Genomic DNA, 22,240 nt, shown 5'->3' with positions numbered 1-22,240 from the left:
TTACGTATTCATGGGAAAATGACACTAAGAAAGAGATAGGAGTATAGCAATGGCAAAGAAAAAAGTGACGATCAAAGACGTTGCGAAACATTCAGGCGTATCCATCGCAACTGTCTCACTGATCTTGAATGGCAATGAAGCAAAATTCCATCCAGATACGGTCAAAAAAGTAGTAAAAGCAAGAGACGAATTAGGTTACCAACCCGATTACATTGCACGTCAAATGATCACAAAGAAAACAAAAACCATCGGTGTTCTTGTCCCTGATATCACCAATCCTTTTTTCAATACGTTGATGCAAGGGATCGAAGACTATCTTTACCAACAAAATTTTGTCACGATTCTATGCAATGCAGATTTTGATCATCAAAAAGAAACGGATTATTTACTTGAGTTGACGCAACGTGGTGTCGACGGGTTTATTATTGCCTCTTCGGCTGTCTCAACGAAAGCCCTTCAAGTTTCTTTGAAGAAACAAGGGAAACCATTTATCGTATTAGATCAGAAAAAAGCAGAAGGTTCTAGTGATGCGGTCTTAACAGATGATTATCAAGGTGGGTACTTAGCCGGTGAGCATCTACTAGGCTTAGGTCATCAGGAAGTTGCTTTAGTCTATCCACAACAGACACCTCAAAATGTCCAAAATCGGATAGATGGTTTCTTAGCAGCGTGTAAACATGTGGATCATTCTGAGAAACAGATTCATTGGTTCCCTACTCACTTTTCAAAAAAAGGGGGCTATGAAATCGTTCCTGATTTACTTTCCTCTGCTACTACAGCGATTTTCGCATTGAATGACGAACTAGCTTTTGGTGTATATCGCGGATTAGCGGAGCATGATAAACTCATTCCCGAAGATTATAGCATCATTGGCTATGATAATATTGATATGTGTGAATACATGAAGCCTAAATTAACGACCATTGCTCAACCCATTTTAGAGTTAGGTAAAGCGACTGCTCGTTTACTCTTAGAACGCATCCAACACCCTGATAAATCATGGGAAGAACTTTTATTGCCCGTAGAGTTGATCCAACGTTCCTCAACTCAATCGATCGATCTCTCCGCCCCTCAATAACACGAATATTTGTTGCGAATCAATGATGACTGAACCTGTTATCATTGGTTTTTTAAATAATGCGTTATTTTATATTTTTATTTCTTCCATAAAAAGCCAGCAACCAAGGCTTTTTTTACGTTCGTTATTTAACGAAATGTTTTGAAGAATTGATAAATCTTTGGTAAACTTATAGTAAGTGTACTCATTTCCCCCAAAATTTGTGCCCCCACAAATGAAATAGGGTACATCAAACAATGAATGTTCAAACGAAATGAATAGCTACTTAATACTTTTGTCCAATGTTTATTTGTTTTTTATTCGTGAATCATGATTGAATATATTCACGAAATCAAGCAACTGACAGAACAGATGCAACTTTATTAGTGCAACTGTGGAAAAAGAAAAGGAGTATTTCGTTATGAAGAAAAAAACAGCAATACGCCTACTTGCAGCATCTTGGCTGATTGCTCCAACTTTGTTATCTACACAGCCTGCATTTGCTACAATCAGGCGAACACAGACATCCGAAAGCACGATCGTTGCGGAGTCACCTTCAGCTACGACCGATTCAAGTACTAATGATTCCACGCTATCAAGTTCTTCAACAGATTCTTCCGATAATCCAGAGGAATCAACGGAAGAATCGACCGAAACAGCCACTCGGACGCTATCGATTGCTCGGAATTTACGTGAAAAAATCAAATTGAAGATCGTTGATGAAGAGAAAGAAAAATCTGAGATCAAAACAAGAGAGTACACAGAAGAAGATTTTCTAGAGATTTCTAAGTCTGGCAAAGTCAAAGACTTAAAAGAAGGAACCAAAGTTACATATATGATCACACCTGAAACGAATGAACAATTAGTTTCTGTCAAAATCGAAGGTGCGCAAGAAATCGACTATACCAAACAAATTTTTACAGTCGGCGTGACTGATTTAACGATCTCCGCAAAATTTGAGTCGTCAACTTCCCCTTCTGAACCAATCTCTCCAGAAGAAGAAACGGCGGATTCTTCTGAGCCAACGCCAGTTACTCCAGATATTCCGGATAGTGGTAATAATGGCAATACTGGCAATTCGGGAAATAATGGCAACAACAACGGAAATTCAACTACAGGAAATACGACAAATCCTTCACGACCACCAAGTTCTTCAAATAATAATGGGAATACAAGTGGTTCTACAGGATCAACAAACAATAATGGCTCATCTTCAAACCAGACAACAAACACTAATCGGCCTCAGACGCCCGATCGAATTGAAAACCCAGCTTCAGAATCATCTGATTTTGTTGTAAAAACACCAATCGAAGCAATTTTACCGGCCAACACAACAAGCACCCAACAAGCACTTGTAAAAGAAGCATATCGCCAGCTAGGAAAACCATATGTTTGGGGTGCCAAAGGTCCTACGACTTTCGATTGTTCTGGTTTGACTTATTACATTTATAAAAAAGTAACTGGCCATTCGATTGGAGGTTGGACAGGGGAACAACAATATGCGGGTACACAAATCCCTGTCGAGAATGCTCAACCAGGCGATCTAGTTTTTTGGGGACCTGCTTCGGGTACTACCCATCATGTAGGTATTTATATTGGTAATGGGAATTACATCCATGCCCCTCAACCGGGTGACCATGTGCGGATCACTTCCATCAAGGATTACAGACCCGACTTTGCCTTACGTGTCAATATAGCTGGTTTACCACGAGCGACAAATTCGTTAGCTAGTTCACCGATTTTAGATGGGATCAACGATTCATTCCATTTCGCACAAAATCAAACAACAGATCAGTTTGTTGAAAAAATCGCTGAAGATGCTCGAGAAATTGGGCAAGAAGAAAATATTTATGCTTCTGTTATGATGGCACAAGCTATTCTAGAAAGTGGTTCTGGCAACAGCTTGCTTTCTCGTTCACCGAACTATAATCTTTTTGGGATCAAGGGCGCTTATAAAGGGAGTAGTATTTCCTTCAACACATTGGAACAAACGGCAGCTGGGCAAAACTATCAAATCCGTGCAGCATTTCGTAAATACCCCTCTTACAAAGAAAGCTTAAAAGACTACGCAGATTTGATCAAAAACGGCTTATCTCATAATGCTGATTTTTATAAACCAACGTGGAAATCTGAGACTAAAGATTACCGAGAAGCAACGAAGTATTTAGAAGGGCGCTATGCGACAGATCGACAATATTCTAGGAAATTGAATGCCATCATTGAAGCCTATGACTTGACGCAATACGACGAACCAAAAGAACAAGAAAAACAGGATTCTGAAACAAATGAGCGAATGGATTCCTTTGTCGTTCCTACTCGTTGGCGAAATTCTTCGTCTACTTCATCTAGAATGACCATTTCGTTATTCAATCAAAGAAACCCTTCACTTCTATATCTATCAGAATTAAGATTTGCTTCTTTCTGGGACCTATGGCATCATTTTTCAGTGAGAGAGATCCCACAGAAACTTTCTGTAACGGTCAGAGAAACCGATCAGCCACTTGCTAGTCGCTTGAACCTTGATCGTGTCTTTCGGATGAAACAATTCTTGAGATAGCAAAAATGGACACTCTATCAAAGAACCAAAACTCAGAAGTTGATGGAATACTTCTGAGTTCTGGTTCTTTTTATGTATCTTACTCCACCTAAATGGGCGCTGGAAAGTTACATTATTGGTTAGAAAAAATATTTGGCAATCTCTGATAACCTTTCTTTCTTTTGAGGATCAATTTGATCAGCCATTTGAAGATTACTGCGTTAAGATCAATCGATGCTTCGGATATCTTGACATAATATCGTTCCTTTGATTGTATACATCGCTGTATCAAAAATTGTTTGAAATGCACCTGAGCGTTGATATTTTTCCTGTAAATATTTTGTTGCACTACTGATTGGCATGACTAAAACGGCATTGAAAATCTTGTTATAGTTGTCATTGCTAATGATGACACACGGTCGTTTTTTTTTGCTAGTCCGTTCTCTTTTGTTGGAACCAAATCTATAAAAATAATATCCCCTTGTTTTACCATTCGATTTTCTCCTCGCCTACATCCTCTCCAAAATCAACGATTTCTGTATCATCACTCGCATGTTCTTCCATCACAACCAACTCATTGTTCCAAAAGTCTTCATAAGCCATAATTGTTTTTTCACTAGTCCCTTTAAGTTCATCTTCAGGCGTGAATTCAAAAATAACTTTCTGATTCTCTTTCAAGCCTAATGTTTGACGCACACTCTTAGGGACAGTGATTTGATTTTTAGATGTCATTTTAGCTGAGACTTGCACTTTTTTATCCATAAGTATTCCTCTCCTTTATTTGATATACAAAAAAAGTATGGCATCCCCCACTTTTTTTGTACACATCTGTTCAGATTTTTCATTTATTTCTTTGATACTTCCTGTAACAGTAATAACAAATAAAAGCGAAGATTGGCAGCAGACTAAAAAAATAAAGTGCTTGGTTCAATGATAACTGTTGCGCCAGGACACCGCCAAGTAATGGAGAAATGAAGGAAGAAAGCCCCATATAAACACTTATAGATAGAAGTTGCCCTGAAGAAAAGATATTTATAGGGGTAATCTCACTGATAATCATTCGACTACCGATAGTAAAAGCTGGAACAGTAAAAAACTGCAAGAAACTGGCAGCAAGCAATACTAACGGCGTTCGTGAAGTTGCATAAATCAAAAATTGCAGGACCAAAAAGAAACCAGAAATAAAAATCAATCGCTCATTTTTCCATTTTGTCACCGAATGATTCAATAAAAGATACGCCGGGATTTCACAGAAAGCTTGAATCGCCCACTTTAATCCCACGAACGTATTTCCACTATCCATTAAGAGTAACTTGTCAATCACGATCGTATTATTGGCGACGATCGTTAAATATAAAAGAAAAAATAGGAACGTATAACATAAAAACTCCCCATTCTTGCACAGCTGATACATATCCGAAAGATTAAATCCCTCATTTTTTTGTTCTTTAGGTTCCTTTGTATCGTGAGGTGTTTGAGGCACTGTTTTTGCGATGTACAAATAACTGATTAGAAAAAAGAGAAAAGGAACGAGCAGCCACTGATAATTATTATTAAAAATGAATACCGGAATACATACACTCATCACACTCCAACCTAAAGAACCTATTGCTTTGATCGACGCAAGGTTGTTTCGCATCTCTGACTCTGATAACACCCAATTATCTAGGACGGTTGCTCCTGTATTGGATAGCCCTCCTGCAATAGCCAGTACGATCAGATGCATTAGCAAGATATCTTTTCCTAACATATAAAAAGTGATTGCAAAGCATACGAATAGTACAGAAACTACCATGGCAACTTTTTTTATCTGCTTGCTTCGGTCAGAATAATAGCCAATAAAGATTTGGAAGATCATCGTGGTCACACTGTAAGAAGCCAAAAACCAGCCTCTCTGGACCGCATCATAGCCTTGTTCGGTCAAAAACGGCACGATCTGTGTCATCAAAGTAGCCATCAACGCATACTGAAAAAAATAGACGAGTTGAAATTTATTCTTTACTGCCATATCTACTTTCAAAATGATCGGCTGAAGAATCTCCTCCAGCCGACCCCTTTCATTTTTATAAGTGATACCTAGTGAAGCTCCGGCCAATAAGGAGCATTGACTTCAAGCATTTCATCAAGGATCTCCTTCGCTACTTTTGCACTAGGTATCGTTTTGTTCATGATGAAGGCTTGCCATAATTTTTGATATGATTTTTGTCCCCAAGCATCGACTGCTAACTTCTCAGATGCAATTTGCTGTTCCATTAAACCTTTTTGGAAAGTAGGGATCTCACCAATCGATAGTACTTCATAACCGTCTTTCCCTACGATACAAGGCAATTCGACCATCGCATCGTGATTGAAATTAGAGATGGCACCATTATTCTCAACGATCAGAATCATGCGCTCTTTTGTATTGAATGTCAACGCGCAAGCTAGATCTGTAATAAATGAGGCATGCTCATTAGAGACAAAAAGCGTGTCTTTAGCTGTTTGGTTATTAATAATCCGCTGGCATTCTTCAAAAACGATTTTCTCCCGTCCATCAATGATTTCATTCGCTCTTGTATACTGTTTATCGGCATGAGCAACCGTTTCATCAGCCATCAAATAATATTTTAGATACGTATTGGATAAAAAGGTCGGCTCAATTTCATGTAACTCTTTGGCTGCTAACATGGTTTCCAACCAGCTTGTTTCTTTGTGTTGGCCTTGTTGTGTTTGTTCTGTATAGCCATATTTTTTTACATGGGTGCTTATTTTCGGCAGCAAGTCATTACCGTCATGGTCTTTGATACTTGTCCACCAACCAAAGTGATTCAAGCCAAAATAAGACGTTTCAAAATCTTTTCGATCCCGTAGCCCAATCACTCGAGCCATGATATCTTCTAAACAAACGGGCATGTCACAAATATTGATGATTTTTGAATTGGGACGAAACCTTCTTGTTGCTTCTGCGACCACTGCTGCTGGATTAGAATAATTCAATAACCAAGCATCCGGTGAATACTTTTCCATATAGTCGACTAGTTCTAAGACTGGCCCGATCGAGCGCAACCCATAAGCAAGTCCCCCTGGTCCGCATGTTTCTTGACCTACAACATTATGCTTAAATGGAATTTTTTCATCTTGTTCCCTCATGGCATATTTTCCAACTCTTAGTTGTGCCATGACGATATCAACATCTGTAAAAGCCTCTTTAGGATCTGTTGAATAATCAAATTCGATTTCTGGCGCTCGTTCTGCGAGGATGATCGCGCATGCTTTTGCTATAACTGCTTGCCTTTGTTCATCATTATCATAAAATTTAATTTTTCTGACTGGAAATCGTTCTCGGTCTTCTATTAACATCATCACTAATGAAGGTGTATATGTGCTCCCTCCACCGGCGATCAAGATTGAACTTTTTTTCTTATTCATAATTATCCTCCTCTTATTTTACGATCAATTCTTCAAATGATTCTCTCACTCTTGGAACAGTTAACCCAACAATGATTTGGATACCACCATTTCCAGGATTGACAAGTCCTGAAGCCCCAGCTTCCTGAAAATCAATAGGACTGGCTACTTTACTTGTATCTTTCACGGTAAGTCGTAACCGTGTGGCACAATTCGTCACATCCAGTACATTCTCTTTTCCACCTACTAACACTAGATAGGCTTGTGCTTGTCTAGCATGTTTAGGTAGGTTTTTCTCTTGTTCATCTTGTTGTGTCTTCTTTTTGTTTTCGTAATCAGCTTTTGAATAAAGTTGTATCTCTGATACATCCTCTTCACGTCCTGGAGTTTTTAAATTGAATTTTTTGATCATGAAGGTAAATACTAAGAACCAGATCGCAGTAAATGTAAGTCCGATCATGATTTGGGTGAGGTAGGTCGAACCATGAAAATTCCAAAGAGGCAACCAATTTAATCCTAACCAATTGATCAATCCACCACCAAAATCACCAACGACGCCGAAAGCGTAAGAAACCGTAGCAATGGACGCATCTAATAGCGCATGGACACCCCATAAAGCTGGAGCAACAAATAAGAACGTAAACTCAATAGGTTCAGTGATTCCCGTCAAAATCGCAGTTAATGCAGCTGGGGCGATCAATGCAATAACTTTCTTCTTTTTCTCTGGATGAGCGGCTTGAATAATGGCTAAGCTTAAGCCGGCTGTTCCAAATACTTTTGACATACCCGATAAAGAAAAACCCCCAAAAGGATAAAGTTCTTTAAGCGAAAGTGCACTTGTTTGGAATTCGCCGATATTTGATGCCCAATAAGCAGCCATCCCCCCTTCAACTACCGCACTATCATAAGCAAATGGGGCGTACACAAAATGATGTAAGCCAGTTGGAATAAGGATTTTCTGTAAAAATTGATAGATGAATACACCAAAATTTCCTGAATTGATAAAAAATCCTTGCATGCTTCTCATTCCTTCTTGGATGATAGGCCATACGACACACATCAAAAGTGCTAGAGGAATCATAACAAAAAAAGCGATCATCGTAACGAAAACAGAACCACTAAAAATCGTCAACATCTCTGGTAATTCTTTTTCATAAAAGCGATTATGCAAATAAACCACAATACCTGAGATCAACAATGCTCCGATCATGCCCGTATCTAAAGTAATGATTCCAGCAATCGATGTTAACCCAGAACCAACGGCTGTTCCTTGAGATAGATCCACGGCGAAAGTATTTGGCCATAACGTTAAAATTGCATTGACGAAATAATTGAAAGCAATATAGGTCACTAATGCTTCCATCGTTGCTCGAGCTGCATATTTTTTAGCTAAACTGATTGGTAATCCGACCACAAATAAAAGCGGTAATTGAAAAAATGGTGTCCAGCCACCGGCTGCTACAACATTCCAGAACTTATACCAGAGTGTATCAGGCGCAGCAATATCTCCCATGATCGTTTGATTGGAAAGAAGTAAAGAAAAACCAATAACGATACCAAAAAAAGAAAATAGCATGACAGGTGCTAACATTGCTCCACCAAATCTTTGAATTTTTTTCATCATAGTTTTTTAGTCCTTCATATTTTTTAGTAAGCGCTTTACCGATTCTTAGTTTACTATTAAAATGGATTCCTGAAACACTTTAAGATGATTTAAAAATTCCTCACAGGAAAAAGGTTTTTGTCACAAAATTTGTGAATCGTCACATCCTATCTTCGAGAATAAAACCAGAGGTCCAGTAGTAGTTAATCAAATAAACGGTACATGAAGGCGTATCTTAATAGTGAGGTGAGAACAAGAAGGACACACGCAATTGGAAAATCCTCCAAGTAAACCAAAGGGTGAGTGAAGGCAGTCTACCAACCAAAAATTGACTGATAAAGAATTGGTTATTGAGTTAGGTAACAAAGATTTAGCAGTTGTATCACCTTGCAAGGTCTATGAAAATAGCAATAAAACTAACAAGATTGAGAAACGTTTCCGTCGATTACAGCGTGAACTCTCTCAAAAATATCAAATGAAAAAGGGGGAAACTGATTTGTCAAAACCTGTAATATCTATAAATTAGAATCGAACATTCAATCGATCCATCAAAAAAATAACCACTATTCGTCAGATCCATATTCACAGATGACCAAACAAGCGTAGTAGAAACATGGTTCTGAAAACTTTAATGATGAGTTCTAACGATTTATAGATTTTTGGCAATGATGAAAACAGATGTTACAAGACCGAATTACGACGTTTCAGTCAAGGTTGACTGAAAATGATTTTCTTATCTGGTCCTATATCACAAATCACAAAAAAAATTCTTTAACAATGTCTATTAACGAACTGGCGAAACAATGCAACGTTTCTCGCACAACAATCATGCGGTTTTGCCAAAAATTAGGGTTTGATGGTTTCTCAGAATTCAAATATCATCTAAAAAATGAACTTACACAGGAAAATGTGCGTCTATCCGAGTTTGAGGAGGAAATCTTGGAAAATCATATCCAAACAATTGAGAACCTCAAGAAAAAAGATTTCACTGATCTATGTACAATGATGGCTAATGCGAATCGGATTTTCATCTATGGATCAGGTGATATACAAACGCTAGTTTCAAGTTATATGAAATTGCTTTTCGTACACAACGGATTGATACTCTATGACTTCGGTGCCGTTTCGATCAACAAACAGTTTTACCAAATCATTCAGCCAGAAGACTTAGTTCTGTTGATCACGCTAAATGGTGAGTCTCCTGAAGTCGTCAAATTAGCGAAGCAACTGAAGCAACGAAATATCCAGACAATTGGTATCACAAAACTTAGGAACTCAACTGTCTCAAAACTTTGTGATGAAACGATTTTCTTCTTGAATCCAGAACTACAAGATCAAGAAGATATCCTTACACCTTTTGAAACAACTTCAACACTTTTTTTCGTGATCGAATATTTTTTGTTGAAATATGATGCTTGGCAAAAACAAACAAATAAAAGTTCCTAAAAAACGCATCTCTTTCGTGCCAATTTGGCTTTTAAAGAGATGCGCTTTTTATGTATTGGGTTCTGTCTCTCTCACTGCCTTTTGATCGAACCGTCCTTTACTCGATCAAGGTAACGGTAATCGCCGAGGTAGTGCCGTAATATCGCATGATCCAGATAAATACTTTTTAGAATAGCGTTGACTTCCCTCTCTAAGTAATCCTTATCAAATTCAAACTTTGAATAAAGATGATCAAAGATCAAACGTTTATTTTTTTCTTTTCTAGGGATTTATTGCAGTTGCCCATCTTTGAAAAATCTAGCCAGTTCACTCATAACCGATATCCTTCCATCGTATCCAGTAATCTTTTCTCTATTTGATCATGCTTCAAGCAAATTTTATCGAAGGCAACAGAAAAAGCGAGAAGGAGTTTTTTCTACAAACCATCTTCTCGCTCTTTATCAAGCTCAACTTATTCTTTTTTGTTCAAAACGATGCCTGTGTACAGCCAAGTAGTTACAACATAGTAGATAAAGTAGAGAACAAAGAATATTGTAAATGGTATCCATAAGTTGTGATATGGATCATCCATCAAAACAGTAAACATTTGAAGTCCAAATAATACATGGATGGCTCCTAGAATCCCTGGTGCTAAGAAGAGAATACCGATTTCTCGACGAATCGATTGTTTTAACAATGCTTGACGAGCACCGATCTTACCGAGCATCTCGTAACGAACGACATCACTCTTGCTACCTGAGAGGATCTTGAACATCAAGCAACTTGCTAACATTGTCAAGAAGGCGATCCCTAAAAAGAAGCCCATGAATTCAAAGCCTGAGAACATACCATTGATCATTTGGTACGCATCATATTTTTGCGTGAAACTAAACATTCCATCTTTTAATGATTCATTATTTTTATTGTTTTCTGCTACCAGATCACCAATTTGTTCAATACTCTCATGGAAATCTTTTGCTTGGATCAGTTGCATACTGGTTTGTGGAAGATTTAATTGAGCAAATTCTTCTGCTGGCAGTAATTTGATTTCTTTTTCTCGTTGTTCTGGCAATTCGTAATAGCGCAACTCATCTTGATAGTTTAAGTTTGTCGCTAATTCTTCTGCGGTTACTTTTTTCGTTTTGACGTTTCTTTCCCCAGTGTTAGGTGTTTGATTTTCCATAATCAAAAATGGATCTTGTTCAAACTCACTATAGTTATAGTACACTGTTTTTTCGTCTTCTTTTTGTTGATAGACCGCGTTGATCGTTGGTGAAAGTTTCGCCACTTTAGATTGATCGATCAATTCTGATTGATTCAATACTAGATCATAATTCGATACTTCATTCGTCAACTGAGTGATCTGGTTTTTAAAGCCTAGACCGACTGTTAATGCACCTAAAGCTAATGCGAGTAACATCGCAACCATTGAAAGCATTTGTGTGTATTCACGAATACGGAAGCTTAACTGTGATAACGTAAAGTTGTTCAGTTTTTTCATCGAAAGATTTTCTGTTTTCTTCAATAGTTTAAGGAAGAAAATGATGACCGAATGGAAAATAAAATACGTTCCTAAAACGATTGTAACTAACGCGACGGCGATTCCCATCAACTGATAGGTTCCGATATTTGCCATCATATAATAACCGACACCGATAAAAATGATTCCTAAAACTACTTCAAGGAAAAACAAGAATTTATGTTGTTTCATCTGCGCAGGTGTTTGATCCGCACGTAGTAAAGTCAAAATTGGTTTTTTGACAATCGAGAATGCATTGACAAACGCTGCTAATAAGAATAGTACGATGAAAAACAGCAAAGTAATCAATAATCCATTCATATTGAACGGTGTAAAATGAGTAATTTTAATATTTAACTGGGCAACTAATAGTCGATGGACGACGCTTGTTAAACCAATACCTAGCGCTGAACCAACCAAAGTAGCGACTGTTCCTACTATCAAGGTCTCAGAGAAAATCATTTGGGCAATTTTCCGGCCTTTTGCTCCTAGCATCATAAACATCGCATAATCTTTTTGTCGCATCGTCATCAAAAATGAGTTGGCATAAAGAATGTAAACAAATGTGATGATCCCCAATAATACCGACCCAAAGCGAAAGATAAAGACTGTCATCGCTAAAGTGGAATTATTGTTCAAAAAATCGGTGTTGCTGGCCATTGACTCGAACATATAAAAGATGGCTGAAGCCATGACTAAACCGGAAAATAGAACAATATAGTCTCTTAACCGACTCTTGATCCCAGTAAGTGATAATTTCCAAAGCATGTTCAGTTTCCCCCTTACTGTTCTAGATTACCTAGAATCGTTAATATTTGACGATAAAAGTCTGAACGACTTTGTTCTCCGCGTTTAACTTCCTGATGGATCACGCCATCTTTAATAAATAAGATTCGTTGACAGTAACTTGCTGAAAAAGCATCATGTGTCACCAACAGAATCGAAACCTTATCATTTGTATTCAATTCTTCCATCGTATCTAATAGGTCTTTCGCACTTTTTGAATCCAACGCACCAGTTGGTTCATCCCCTAATAGAATCGTTGGTTGCGTAACTAGTGCCCGGGCTGCTGCTACCCGTTGTTTTTGTCCACCTGAGATTTTTGCGGGGTAGCTGTCTAATATGTGACTGATTGATAAGCGTTCAGCCACCGCATTGACTTTTTTCTTGATTTCTTTTGGTTTCACGCCTTGTAAAGAAAGCGGAACTGCAATATTTTCTTGTGCAGTCAAGTTCTCTAAAAGATTGAAATCTTGGAAGATAAAGCCGATTTCTTTTGCTCGAAAATCGGCTAACTGATTTCCTTTCAACTTCGTGACATCTGCTTGGTTGATATGGATCGTGCCACTTGTTGGTTTATCTAATGTTGATAAGATATTCAATAAGGTTGATTTACCTGATCCAGAAGCCCCCATGATACCAATGAATTCGCCTTTTTCCACACTAAAACTGATACCGTTCAATGCTTGTGTCTGTTTCTCATTACTTTTTCCGTAAACTTTTGTTACGTTCTTGATTTCTACGATTTTATCCATTATTGACCGTTCCTTTACTTAATTTTTCTTGTGCTGCTGATGGAATGTCTTTTGCCTGTACTTCCTCATAAGACGTCACGCCTTTATTTTTATTCCAAGTCACTTTCAAAAATGCATCTTTTCTTAATGGTCGTTCTTGAAAACCATTGAAGTCCATTGTTTTTTCTTTACCTTCTTTATTAAACCCAGGTAGTTCATAACGATAACTGATGATTTCTTGTCCACCGTCAGCGTGATCCACCTGTTTCTCACCATCCGTTGTGATTTGAACATAGTAGCTTTCACCACCCATGATCAAATGATCTGCTAAACGGTAGCCACCAAAAGCGATGATGATAAATGCTCCCAACCCAATCAATAATTTTTTCATTGTGACTCCTTCTTTCCTGTTCTGATAAATTAAGTATAGTCAAGTATCCGTGAAAATTCCTTTCTTTTTACTATCAAAACTCTTTCATTATTGTCATATGTCCCATAAAAAAAAAGAATCTGGAGGTGTAAGCCACTCCAAATTCCTTTTTATTGATTCAAACCGATATTCGTTGGAGAAAGCATTCCACTGACGAATGCTTTCCTCATTCAGCTATTTTTCTTTGTTATTACCTGTATTGATCACTGGTTGTGTGCCTTTATCAGTAATGATCGATACAAGTAGATTGTTGATCAACTGGATCTTTCGATCATCGGTAAAGGTGATATCCTGACCTGCTTCGATTTGTTCCAGAGCCATTTGTGTCATCGTCACTGCGCCTTCAACAATGGTTTGACGGGCAGATAAAATGGCTTTGGCTTGTTGCCGTTGTAACATCGCGCTGGCAATTTCTGTTGCATAAGCCAAGTGATTCAATCTCGTCTCTAAAACTTCGACCCCCGCCACCGATAAACGTTCTTGTAATTCCTTTGCCAATTCATCTGAAATCGCAGTGGTATTTCCACGTAAAGTAAGATCATCCTCGTTGAATGTATCATATGGATATTGACTGGCGATATGACGAATGGCGGTTTCACTTTGGATTTCAACAAATTGATGATAGTTTGCTACATCAAAAAGCGCCTTAGCTGTATCTACTACTTTAAAAACGACGACAGCGGAAATCTCGATTGGATTTCCATCTAAGTCATTGACCTTCAACAGCGAACTATTGAAGTTTCGAACTTTTAACGACAAGTTGATTTTTTGTGCAAAAGGAATCGTTAAGAAAAAACCGCTCTCACGAATCGTTCCGATGTATTGCCCAAAAAAGACGATTGCCTTTGCTTGGTTGGGGCTGACTACTGTCAGTCCGCTGATTGCTAAGAAAACGAGCAACCACAAGAAAATCCCAACAATTGAAAATCCAACTAAAAATCGAGCAACCCCTATGAAAAATAATAAGATTCCTACGACAAACATTAGAAGAATAATAAATAGCCCTATATAGCCATTGATAGTGAAAGCCTTTTTTTCTTTCATTTACTCACTCCTAATTTTCTTGGTTCTATTCTGTTTTTTTACGAATCCTTGCCATGGCTCCTTCTAGTTCCAATTCTTTGTCTTCCGTGATATACCAACCGTTTTCGTGTACGCCACCTGATGCTTCTGGCAAATATTCTAATCGTGTACGGACCCACTGTTTTGTTTCAGTAAAATAGTCTTCTACTAAGATCTCTAGGTCCATACCGGCGGATAATTCAAGATTCTCACGAACCGACTTGAAGACAAATCGCTCACTTGTTTGATCGTATTTTAAAATACCCGTATCGATGATTGGCAGTGAATAATAATCTAATTCTTTTTTCACTTTCAGTAGATGTTTGAACATTTCGTTGTACACTTGTTCAAGTTGTCGACCTTCGGAATTATTTGGATATTGGATCGTTACCCTTTCTTTGTCTGTATCATAATACTTGGTACTCAGTTCTGTTAAAAAATGATGCAATTTCCCTAATTCACTTTTCAATTCTTCCCGCTTGATTTCCTCTGTTTTCATTCAATATTCACCCTATTTTCCCCATATATGTACGTTTTTCCCTTTCCTTATTCTACTATATTATTGAATGATAGGCGATGATATTTCATGTAAAATAAATAAAAAAGCGTATAATTCCTTATTCCATAAAGAATTATACGCTTCTTCAACTATTTATTCGTTATTTAGAAAAAGACAGTCTTGACTGTTCAACGATTAATCATACTCGCCGTAATCTTCATCATCCATCGGAGGCTCGTCATAATCTTCATTCGTCAAGTTCACTTGACTATTATGAGCAGTTACTTTGAGATCTTTGTTTCCTTGATTGTACGTCTTGGTTGTCAAAGATTCATAATTTTTGTTGATATAAGAATCCCCTTCTAATGTCACAGCTAATCCTTGCTCTTGGTTGTTATAAAAATCAATACTACTATTATGAAGTGTGACTTCGCCTTTGATTGATTTTTCGTTATCGTTAAAAATGATACTGCCATCACTTGTAGCTAATTTGACTTTATCTATCGAAAACTCCTGTAAATCTAGTGAGCCCATTTGATTTTCAACAGTAAGAAGTTCCCCACTTACTTCATTGATCGACGTCCAAGTATTTGCTAAATTCAAGTTGATTTTCTTACTACTGAATTCATCTAAAAACAATTCATTGTTTTTCCCTTCAATCACTAATTCTTTTAAGAAAATGGTTTTAGGGATCGTGATCTTCAACATCGAACGTGTGTCTGTCATATTGATCATCACTGCCGGTGTTTGACCATCAGCTGAAATATCCAATGTGTGATCTTCCAGATTGATTTTTGGTTTTTGCGTTTTGTCATGAGACGTTTCAACCTCAAAGTTCACGCCTCGTTGGATCATGATATTTTGGTGATCTGCTCGTACAACGATTTTTTCAATTTTTTCAGACGAAAAATCTTTTGTTTCACGAGTCATTTCTATTATTCTTGGACCACCTTCCCAAGTCAGACTCGTTTGGGCACCAGAGGCATAACTTAATCCTGCCGTCAAGCCACCGATGATCATCAGTCCTAAACCTATCCCCAAGATATATTTTAATTTCATTTTTTACACCCCACTATTCGTCGTATGGATCGCTCGTTTCGTAATAAACCGGCGTCCTACCCACTTGACAAAGTTCATCATCATTTGGAATAACCATTTAGTTCCTTTTAACAGTAATGGTGCAAAGAAGACAGCACCTCCTGTGGCAAGTAACCCTAGTCCTACAAAGAACAGCCCACTAGCAATCGATTGTTGCAAGACAGCAACACCTGAAATGATCGAAAATAAACCTGCTCCTAAAATACTGATACATACGACATAGATTCCAATGATCACGCCAATTAAGCCAAGCAGAATACCAAAAATCGCTAGAATAAACGCTAATGCTAAAGGAATCAATAAAGGTGATGCACACAACCCAATGACGATCATCCAAATCAAACGGATTTTCCGTTTAGGACTTTGGCTGTATTCTGATTCATCGTCGTCTTGTTCCGAGTAATAATTGATTTTCAGTTTCAGGGCAAATTGCTTTGGCGAGCCATATTCATCCACGACTTCTTCTACTGTTTTGCCAGAATCCAAGAAGTATTCTTCATAATACTGAATAATATCAAAGCGATCATCTTCAGGTATTTCTTGAAGTTCGTCCAACACATCATCTAAATATTCATTCATTCGTATTCTCCTCCAGTAATCGGTTTAAGGAATCTCGAAACACGATCCATTTATCAATGATTTCTTCTAAATGTTGACGTCCTTTCGGAGTTAAGCGGTAATATCGGCGATTTCTACCTTCGAATGGTTCGTCGTATGTTTCTAAGTATTCTTCTTTTTTTAATCTGCGTAAAACAGGATACATCGTTGATTCACTGACAGATAAACTTTCTTGGACGATCTTCGTTAATGCGTAACCGTACATGTCTTCTCTGCTTAAAGCTGCTAAAACCGTACCATCGAGTAAAACTGTTGGGACTTGGATATGCATTACTTCACCTTCTTTATAGTTTGCAATATTTTATATTTACCAATATTATATCACGTATAATATTGTTTGCAAGTAAAATTCACAATCATACCCACTAATTACTTCAATATTCGCGAAAACAACGCTAAGTATCATAAAAATTCTGCTTACAAAAAAGGAACAAAGACCGTAATGATTTCTGGTCTTTGTTCCTTTTGAATACTTTCTTATTATCCTCTTACCTACAACAAAGTAAACACGATAAAACTTAATACAAAACCTAGAAAAACGGCAAGAGAGAAACGGATCACTTCTTTTTTATTCCTACTCAACCACGTTTCATTCATCTTTTGTTCCACTCCATTCTAAAATAGTCAGTTGCTAATTTGGATAAACAGAGGTGACATGATTGTATTGCTGTGCATGTTTATTGGCAGCAGAAACAGCTGTACTAGCAAATAGATGCCACTCACTATTATACCCGCATGTATGGCATTTCCAATAATAACCGATACCACGATCGGTTTGTTTTTCATCCTCTGCACTTGAACTTGCCACAAGTGTACTTAAGACCGAATCCTGTTGCAATAATACTGTGGGAGTACCATGAGAATGAGTTGTTTCCTCTGCAATGGCTATGGGATTGGCTCCGCTCAGTCCAACACTTAACGTCAAAAGTCCGAGCAATAAAACTACTTGTTTTTTCATTTTCTATCATTCCTCCAATAACGGTTATTAGAAAAATATACGAATACTCTCTTATGTACGACATGACTTCGTACACTTTTCCATCTTTATATTACTTGAAAAATACACCTTAGAACGATTAAATCAGAAGTGGCGTTTTTTTCTTTGTTTTTGTTGGTTTATTGCTCCTATAGATCATTAACTGTTCATTTCCCTGGATCTTATTCCACCGGATAAGTTAGCGACGTGTTTTCTTTGTCTAATTGAATGATGACAGTCGTACCTACTTTTGAGATACTGTTATAACTGATTTTTCCATGATGCAACTCAACGATTTTTTTGACTAGTGATAAGCCCAGCCCGTTCCCAGAAAATTGACGGCTGGATTCCCCTTGATAAAATTTCTCAAAGAGTCGTGCTTGTGTTTCTTGATCCATTCCCACGCCAGAATCTGTCACTTCAACGATTACTTGAGTGGCATTTTGTGTTAGGCGAATCTTGATTTTCCCTTGTGGTTGATTGTACTTGATGGCATTGTCCATGAGATTCAGCCAGACTTGATATAGAAATTCTTCATTACCGACAAAGTTGACACTTTCCAGATCGATCTCCAGTTGAAGGTGTTCTTGCTCCCATTTAGGTTGTAAAAAAACAATCACTTCACGAATCTGTTCATCTAAACGAAAAGGGCGCTTTTCTAATTTGATTCGCTGATTTTCTAATTTATTCAATTTCAGTGTGTTCTCTGTCAATTGCGAAAGCTGAGTGATGCTCTCAATGATCCGTTGCAAGAAAACCTGCTTTTCTTCTTCTGAAATGTTAGGCGCCTGCAATAACTGGACGTATCCTTGGATCGTGGCAAGAGGCGTCTTAAATTCATGAGAAACATTGGAAACAAAGTCATTTCGTAACGTTTCGATACTACTCAATTCTTGGACCATCACGTTGAAATCTTTATATAGTTGCTGCACCTCTTCGACTTTTTGTTGCTCATCCATCCGAATCGAAAAATCGCCAGTTGCTACTTTGCTCATATTGGTTCGTAAATCACTGATCGGCAGCAAGATCCGCCGACCGACAAAGATCGAGATCCCTGTGCCCACCATCATACTAAATCCTGCAAAAACGACTAAAGGAAACCATGTCGCTTGTTGCTCTGAAGCAGGGACTGTTTTGTGTGACAGCAAGAAAATAAAACCTAAGAAACACAACAAAGTAACTAAAATGGAAATAAACACAATGCAAGCAAAATAAATCCATAATTGTGAAAAGATTTTTTTACGCATCAAATCACCGCCTTATAGCCTAAGCCACGAACTGTTATGATCTGAAAATCATCATTTTCAATAAAACGCGTGCGTAATCGTTTGATATGCACATCAATCGTCCGTTCTTCCGTATTGGTATCCAACCCCCATATATCATCCATTAATTGTTGTCGTGTAAAAATCTTATTTGGATAAGAAAGTAGTTTGTACAATAATTGAAATTCTTTTTGTGGAAGTAAGATGGCTTGATCCTGCTTGATCACTTCATATGTTTCTTGGTTCAAGCTAGTTTGTCCAATGTTCAATTGATGGCTATGATTGATTTTCGCTCGCCGTAACAAGGCCTCTACCCGCAACACCATTTCATTGACATCTACTGGTTTCGTCATATAGTCATCCGTTCCCAGTTGAAACCCCTTCTTTTTATCTTCAAAATCTGCTTTCGCTGTGATGATCAACACAGGTGTTTCTACGCGACTGCTTCGTAAAGTTTCCAACAGTTCATACCCATCCATCACAGGCATCATAATATCTGTGATGATCACATCCACTTGAGTACTCTCTAATTGCTTCAAAGCTTCGGTCCCATTTGCGACTGCGAAAACCAAAAAACCAGCGCGTTCTAAAACGGATTGATAAAGTTGTTGCAAACGCTCATCATCTTCTACTAGTAATATTCGATTCATCATTTCTCCTCATGTAATTATTTGAAAAATTTCAGTTTTTTTTCTGATTGTTCATATTCAGTTAACATTCATTCATTATACTACGTTCGTTGTTCTGTTATACTTATTAGTATAACGAATATTTCAAACGGAAAGAAGGGTGACAATGTTACAATTAAAAGAGATAAAGAAATATTATAAAGTTGGTGAAACAACGACAAAAGCATTAGACGGCGTATCCGTCGCTTTTAGAAAAAAAGAATTTGTAGCCATTTTAGGCCCAAGTGGATCTGGTAAAACAACCATGTTGAACGTGATCGGCGGCTTGGATAATTATGACTCTGGCGATATGGTCATCAACGGGAAGTCCACAAAAGATTTTAAAGACAGCGATTGGGATGCTTATCGTAATAATTCCATCGGTTTTGTTTTCCAAAGTTATAACTTGATCGGGCATTTAGGAATCATTGAAAATGTTGAACTTGGCATGACATTAAGTGGTGTCTCTAAAGATGAAAAACGGAAAAAAGCGGAGGAATCATTGCGTCGTGTTGGATTGACCGACCACATGCACAAAAAACCCAATCAATTATCTGGTGGACAAATGCAACGTGTCGCAATTGCACGTGCTTTAGCCAATGACCCTGACATCCTTTTATGTGATGAGCCAACCGGTGCTTTAGACACAGAAACAAGTGTCCAAATCATGAAGTTGATTGAAGAACTATCCAATGAGAAACTAGTGATCATGGTCACACATAACCCTGAGTTGGCACATGAATATGCCGATCGGATCATTGAGTTCTCAGATGGAAAAATCGTTTCTGATTCTAATCCACATATCGAACGTCCAAAAGATGATCAATTTAATCTACGTCGGACAAAGATGAGCTTTTGGACCGCATTAAAATTATCTTTCAATAATATTCGCACAAAAAAAGGCCGGACATTTTTGACTTCCTTTGCTTCAAGTATCGGGATTATTGGGATTGCGATCGTATTAGCCCTATCTACAGGATTCCAAAAACAAATTGATCAAACACAGTCAGAAACGATGGCTCGTTTTCCAATTACGATTTCCAAAGTCACCACTAGTCCTCCTTCTGAATCGGATGGCTTGAGTTCCAACACAGCCGAATATCCAGATACAAAAACTGTTACCGCAAAAATCAGCGATGAAGACCGTGCACAACATACGAATAATATTGACCAAGAATATGTTGATTATGTAACGAGTATCGATCCTGATTTAAGTAATAATATTGGTTTTACCCGCACGACTGGTATCAATTTATTAAGAGATGTTGACGGCAAAGTACAGCCTGTTAGCTTTTCGAATCAAAACCCAGATACTGAATCACTGTCCTTCTCAAGTGCGATGTCTTCCATGACTGGCGTAGGTGTTTCTAGTTTCCCAACACAACTAGACGACCAAAAAGACAATTTCTTAGAATCAAATTACTCATTACTTTCTGGTAGTTATCCGACCTCTGCAAATGATGTCGTATTGATCGTGGATGGTAATAACAATACCAACATCAATGCGTTGAAAAATTTAGGCTTTGATGTGAAAGACGGCGAAACGCTTGATTTTGACAAGATCGTCGGAACAACTTTCAAATTAGTGAACAATGATACGTACTATACAAAATTACCGACAGGAAACTTCATTCCTAATACGGATTACCAAGCGATGTACGAAGATGCCTCCAGAGAGGTTAAGATTTCTGGTATTCTACGGGTCAAATCTTCTTCTACGATGAATCTGTTATCTCCGGGTATTGCTTACAGCGACCAATTGACAACAGAAATCGTCAATGAAAACAAAAATTCTGAAATCGTTCAAGCGCAAAAAGACAGCGATATGAACGTATTGACGACCGAAAAAGTAGATGACTCAGCAAAACAAACGCTGATCAGCTATTTAGGTGGAGACAGCTTACCTTCAAGCATCATGATCTATCCAAATAATTTTGGCGATAAAGAAGAGATTCTAAACTATTTAGATGAATTCAACAAAGGAAAATCAGATGAAGATAAAATCATCTATTCTGATTTAGCTGGAACAATGACCGAATTGACTGGTGGATTGATGGATGCCATCACGTATGTCCTGATTGCTTTTGCTGGTATTTCACTTGTAACAAGTATGATCATGATCAGCATCATCACTTATACTTCTGTGATCGAACGGACGAAGGAAATCGGTGTCTTGAAAGCATTAGGTGCGCGTAAGAAAGATATCACGCGGGTATTCGATGCAGAGACTTGTATCTTAGGGATTTCTTCTGGTTTATTAGGGGTCTTGATTGCTTGGCTAGCGACTTTCCCAATCAATAGTCTCTTGTACAATATGACTGATTTAGAAAATGTTGCTCAACTAAATCCTGTACACGCCTTGATTTTGATTGTTGTATCAACGATCTTAACGATGTTAGGCGGACACATCCCAGCTCGTATGGCAGCGAAGAAAGATGCAGCGATTGCTTTAAGAGCAGAATAGTAAAATATAATAGAAAAAAACACAGTTGGTTTTGATATCACTTGTCAAAACCAATTGTGTTTTTGCTTTATTCTTTTGTTCGTACTATGTAGCTCGCGGTTTCTAAAAATGGCCTATAT

22 protein-coding genes and 1 pseudogene are annotated in these 22,240 nt (G+C 37.8%); 5 read left to right on the top strand and 18 right to left on the bottom strand.

Annotated features, from left to right (window positions below; translation table 11 throughout):
- Positions 1-49 precede the first annotated feature (49 nt).
- Both rbsR and EM4838_RS01015 read left to right on the top strand, forming a co-directional pair.
- Positions 50-1,078 carry a ribose utilization transcriptional repressor RbsR gene (rbsR, locus tag EM4838_RS01020; RefSeq protein WP_023519081.1) on the top strand — a complete coding sequence of 343 codons (1,029 nt, stop codon included), beginning with the start codon at positions 50-52 and terminating at the stop codon, positions 1,076-1,078.
- 400 nt (positions 1,079-1,478) lie between these two features.
- A complete protein-coding gene (locus tag EM4838_RS01015; protein ID WP_023519080.1) occupies positions 1,479-3,614 on the top strand; it encodes a glucosaminidase domain-containing protein in 2,136 nt (711 codons plus the stop codon).
- A gap of 206 nt (positions 3,615-3,820) precedes the next feature.
- On the opposite strand, the gene EM4838_RS16755 is transcribed toward EM4838_RS01015, so the two are convergent.
- The 6 genes from EM4838_RS16755 to EM4838_RS00990 form a co-directional block, all read right to left on the bottom strand.
- Positions 3,821-4,000, bottom strand: a complete 180-nt coding sequence (locus EM4838_RS16755) for a type II toxin-antitoxin system PemK/MazF family toxin (protein WP_230469334.1) — start codon at positions 3,998-4,000, stop codon at positions 3,821-3,823.
- Complete coding sequence (locus EM4838_RS17025; protein ID WP_010736358.1) at positions 3,958-4,086, bottom strand: hypothetical protein; 129 nt, start codon at positions 4,084-4,086, stop codon at positions 3,958-3,960. Before EM4838_RS17025 ends, EM4838_RS16755 begins: the two co-directional genes overlap by 43 nt.
- On the bottom strand, positions 4,080-4,355 hold the full coding sequence (locus tag EM4838_RS01005) for an AbrB/MazE/SpoVT family DNA-binding domain-containing protein (RefSeq protein ID WP_023519079.1): 276 nt from the start codon (positions 4,353-4,355) through the stop codon (positions 4,080-4,082). The genes EM4838_RS17025 and EM4838_RS01005 overlap by 7 nt, the downstream gene beginning before the upstream one ends.
- A gap of 79 nt (positions 4,356-4,434) precedes the next feature.
- Entirely contained in the window at positions 4,435-5,601 is a 1,167-nt protein-coding gene (locus EM4838_RS01000; RefSeq protein WP_023519078.1) for an MFS transporter, read from the bottom strand.
- Positions 5,602-5,669: 68 nt separating this feature from the next.
- Positions 5,670-7,001 (bottom strand): 6-phospho-alpha-glucosidase, encoded by a 1,332-nt coding sequence (locus EM4838_RS00995; RefSeq protein WP_023519077.1) that lies wholly within the window; start codon positions 6,999-7,001, stop codon positions 5,670-5,672.
- A 13-nt stretch (positions 7,002-7,014) separates the two neighbouring features.
- Entirely contained in the window at positions 7,015-8,604 is a 1,590-nt protein-coding gene (locus EM4838_RS00990) for an alpha-glucoside-specific PTS transporter subunit IIBC (RefSeq protein WP_023519076.1), read from the bottom strand.
- Positions 8,605-9,261: 657 nt separating this feature from the next.
- On the opposite strand from EM4838_RS00990, the pseudogene EM4838_RS16750 reads away from it, so the two are divergent.
- Both EM4838_RS16750 and EM4838_RS00985 read left to right on the top strand, forming a co-directional pair.
- A pseudogene (locus tag EM4838_RS16750) lies at positions 9,262-9,474 on the top strand (MurR/RpiR family transcriptional regulator); the annotation flags it as partial.
- A gap of 48 nt (positions 9,475-9,522) precedes the next feature.
- Positions 9,523-10,029, top strand: coding sequence for a MurR/RpiR family transcriptional regulator (locus EM4838_RS00985; protein WP_023519074.1), 507 nt, complete (start codon positions 9,523-9,525; stop codon positions 10,027-10,029).
- A 71-nt stretch (positions 10,030-10,100) separates the two neighbouring features.
- Here EM4838_RS00985 and EM4838_RS00980 read toward each other — a convergent pair whose 3' ends face one another.
- From EM4838_RS00980 to EM4838_RS00925, 12 genes are all read right to left on the bottom strand, one after another.
- Positions 10,101-10,271: a DUF2087 domain-containing protein gene (locus EM4838_RS00980; RefSeq protein WP_228760894.1), complete on the bottom strand. Its 171-nt coding sequence runs from the start codon at positions 10,269-10,271 to the stop codon at positions 10,101-10,103.
- A gap of 209 nt (positions 10,272-10,480) precedes the next feature.
- Entirely contained in the window at positions 10,481-12,295 is a 1,815-nt protein-coding gene (locus tag EM4838_RS00975) for an FtsX-like permease family protein (protein WP_071866601.1), read from the bottom strand.
- A 14-nt stretch (positions 12,296-12,309) separates the two neighbouring features.
- Positions 12,310-13,062, bottom strand: coding sequence for an ABC transporter ATP-binding protein (locus EM4838_RS00970; protein WP_023519072.1), 753 nt, complete (start codon positions 13,060-13,062; stop codon positions 12,310-12,312).
- Positions 13,055-13,432 carry a YxeA family protein gene (locus tag EM4838_RS00965; RefSeq protein WP_019722992.1) on the bottom strand — a complete coding sequence of 126 codons (378 nt, stop codon included), beginning with the start codon at positions 13,430-13,432 and terminating at the stop codon, positions 13,055-13,057. Before EM4838_RS00965 ends, EM4838_RS00970 begins: the two co-directional genes overlap by 8 nt.
- A 213-nt stretch (positions 13,433-13,645) precedes the next feature.
- Entirely contained in the window at positions 13,646-14,515 is an 870-nt protein-coding gene (locus EM4838_RS00960; protein ID WP_023519071.1) for an SPFH domain-containing protein, read from the bottom strand.
- A gap of 25 nt (positions 14,516-14,540) precedes the next feature.
- Positions 14,541-15,032, bottom strand: a complete 492-nt coding sequence (locus EM4838_RS00955) for a DUF5348 domain-containing protein (protein ID WP_010736368.1) — start codon at positions 15,030-15,032, stop codon at positions 14,541-14,543.
- Positions 15,033-15,227: 195 nt separating this feature from the next.
- Positions 15,228-16,091, bottom strand: coding sequence for a DUF4097 family beta strand repeat-containing protein (locus EM4838_RS00950; protein ID WP_023519070.1), 864 nt, complete (start codon positions 16,089-16,091; stop codon positions 15,228-15,230).
- Between the two features lie 3 nt (positions 16,092-16,094).
- A complete protein-coding gene (locus EM4838_RS00945) occupies positions 16,095-16,709 on the bottom strand; it encodes a DUF1700 domain-containing protein (RefSeq protein ID WP_010736370.1) in 615 nt (204 codons plus the stop codon).
- Positions 16,702-17,019 carry a PadR family transcriptional regulator gene (locus EM4838_RS00940; RefSeq protein WP_010736371.1) on the bottom strand — a complete coding sequence of 106 codons (318 nt, stop codon included), beginning with the start codon at positions 17,017-17,019 and terminating at the stop codon, positions 16,702-16,704. The genes EM4838_RS00945 and EM4838_RS00940 overlap by 8 nt, the downstream gene beginning before the upstream one ends.
- 360 nt (positions 17,020-17,379) lie before the next feature.
- The gene (locus tag EM4838_RS00935) at positions 17,380-17,706 is read right to left on the bottom strand and encodes a hypothetical protein (protein ID WP_023519069.1); all 327 of its coding nucleotides are present in this window, start codon (positions 17,704-17,706) and stop codon (positions 17,380-17,382) included.
- A gap of 200 nt (positions 17,707-17,906) precedes the next feature.
- Positions 17,907-18,971, bottom strand: coding sequence for a HAMP domain-containing sensor histidine kinase (locus EM4838_RS00930; protein ID WP_010736373.1), 1,065 nt, complete (start codon positions 18,969-18,971; stop codon positions 17,907-17,909).
- Positions 18,971-19,639 (bottom strand): response regulator transcription factor, encoded by a 669-nt coding sequence (locus tag EM4838_RS00925; RefSeq protein ID WP_010736374.1) that lies wholly within the window; start codon positions 19,637-19,639, stop codon positions 18,971-18,973. The genes EM4838_RS00930 and EM4838_RS00925 overlap by 1 nt, the downstream gene beginning before the upstream one ends.
- 145 nt (positions 19,640-19,784) lie before the next feature.
- Here EM4838_RS00925 and EM4838_RS00920 point away from each other — a divergent pair, with 145 nt between their 5' ends.
- Positions 19,785-22,121 carry an ABC transporter ATP-binding protein/permease gene (locus EM4838_RS00920; RefSeq protein ID WP_023519067.1) on the top strand — a complete coding sequence of 779 codons (2,337 nt, stop codon included), beginning with the start codon at positions 19,785-19,787 and terminating at the stop codon, positions 22,119-22,121.
- Positions 22,122-22,240: the final 119 nt, after the last annotated feature.

This window comes from Enterococcus mundtii (genome assembly GCF_002813755.1).
GTDB classification, from domain to species: Bacteria; Bacillota; Bacilli; order Lactobacillales; family Enterococcaceae; genus Enterococcus_B; species Enterococcus_B mundtii.
This window is presented reverse-complemented; position numbering and strand designations above follow the sequence as displayed.

Excerpts from the sequence above, each read along its gene's own strand:
- EM4838_RS00955 (WP_010736368.1), bottom strand. The coding sequence starts at position 15,032 with ATGAAAACAGAGGAAATCAAGCGGGAAGAATTGAAAAGTGAATTAGGG.
- EM4838_RS00940 (WP_010736371.1), bottom strand. The coding sequence starts at position 17,019 with ATGCATATCCAAGTCCCAACAGTTTTACTCGATGGTACGGTTTTAGCA.
- EM4838_RS00920 (WP_023519067.1), top strand. The coding sequence starts at position 19,785 with ATGTTACAATTAAAAGAGATAAAGAAATATTATAAAGTTGGTGAAACA.
- EM4838_RS00945 (WP_010736370.1), bottom strand. The coding sequence starts at position 16,709 with ATGAATGAATATTTAGATGATGTGTTGGACGAACTTCAAGAAATACCT.
- EM4838_RS01015 (WP_023519080.1), top strand. The coding sequence starts at position 1,479 with ATGAAGAAAAAAACAGCAATACGCCTACTTGCAGCATCTTGGCTGATT.
- EM4838_RS00950 (WP_023519070.1), bottom strand. The coding sequence starts at position 16,091 with ATGAAATTAAAATATATCTTGGGGATAGGTTTAGGACTGATGATCATC.
- EM4838_RS00960 (WP_023519071.1), bottom strand. The coding sequence starts at position 14,515 with ATGAAAGAAAAAAAGGCTTTCACTATCAATGGCTATATAGGGCTATTT.
- EM4838_RS00990 (WP_023519076.1), bottom strand. The coding sequence starts at position 8,604 with ATGATGAAAAAAATTCAAAGATTTGGTGGAGCAATGTTAGCACCTGTC.
- EM4838_RS00975 (WP_071866601.1), bottom strand. The coding sequence starts at position 12,295 with ATGCTTTGGAAATTATCACTTACTGGGATCAAGAGTCGGTTAAGAGAC.
- EM4838_RS01000 (WP_023519078.1), bottom strand. The coding sequence starts at position 5,601 with ATGGCAGTAAAGAATAAATTTCAACTCGTCTATTTTTTTCAGTATGCG.
- EM4838_RS00925 (WP_010736374.1), bottom strand. The coding sequence starts at position 19,639 with ATGAATCGAATATTACTAGTAGAAGATGATGAGCGTTTGCAACAACTT.
- EM4838_RS01005 (WP_023519079.1), bottom strand. The coding sequence starts at position 4,355 with ATGGATAAAAAAGTGCAAGTCTCAGCTAAAATGACATCTAAAAATCAA.
- EM4838_RS17025 (WP_010736358.1), bottom strand. The coding sequence starts at position 4,086 with ATGGTAAAACAAGGGGATATTATTTTTATAGATTTGGTTCCAACAAAA.
- rbsR (WP_023519081.1), top strand. The coding sequence starts at position 50 with ATGGCAAAGAAAAAAGTGACGATCAAAGACGTTGCGAAACATTCAGGC.
- EM4838_RS00930 (WP_010736373.1), bottom strand. The coding sequence starts at position 18,971 with ATGCGTAAAAAAATCTTTTCACAATTATGGATTTATTTTGCTTGCATT.
- EM4838_RS00970 (WP_023519072.1), bottom strand. The coding sequence starts at position 13,062 with ATGGATAAAATCGTAGAAATCAAGAACGTAACAAAAGTTTACGGAAAA.
- EM4838_RS00995 (WP_023519077.1), bottom strand. The coding sequence starts at position 7,001 with ATGAATAAGAAAAAAAGTTCAATCTTGATCGCCGGTGGAGGGAGCACA.
- EM4838_RS00935 (WP_023519069.1), bottom strand. The coding sequence starts at position 17,706 with ATGAAAAAACAAGTAGTTTTATTGCTCGGACTTTTGACGTTAAGTGTT.
- EM4838_RS00965 (WP_019722992.1), bottom strand. The coding sequence starts at position 13,432 with ATGAAAAAATTATTGATTGGGTTGGGAGCATTTATCATCATCGCTTTT.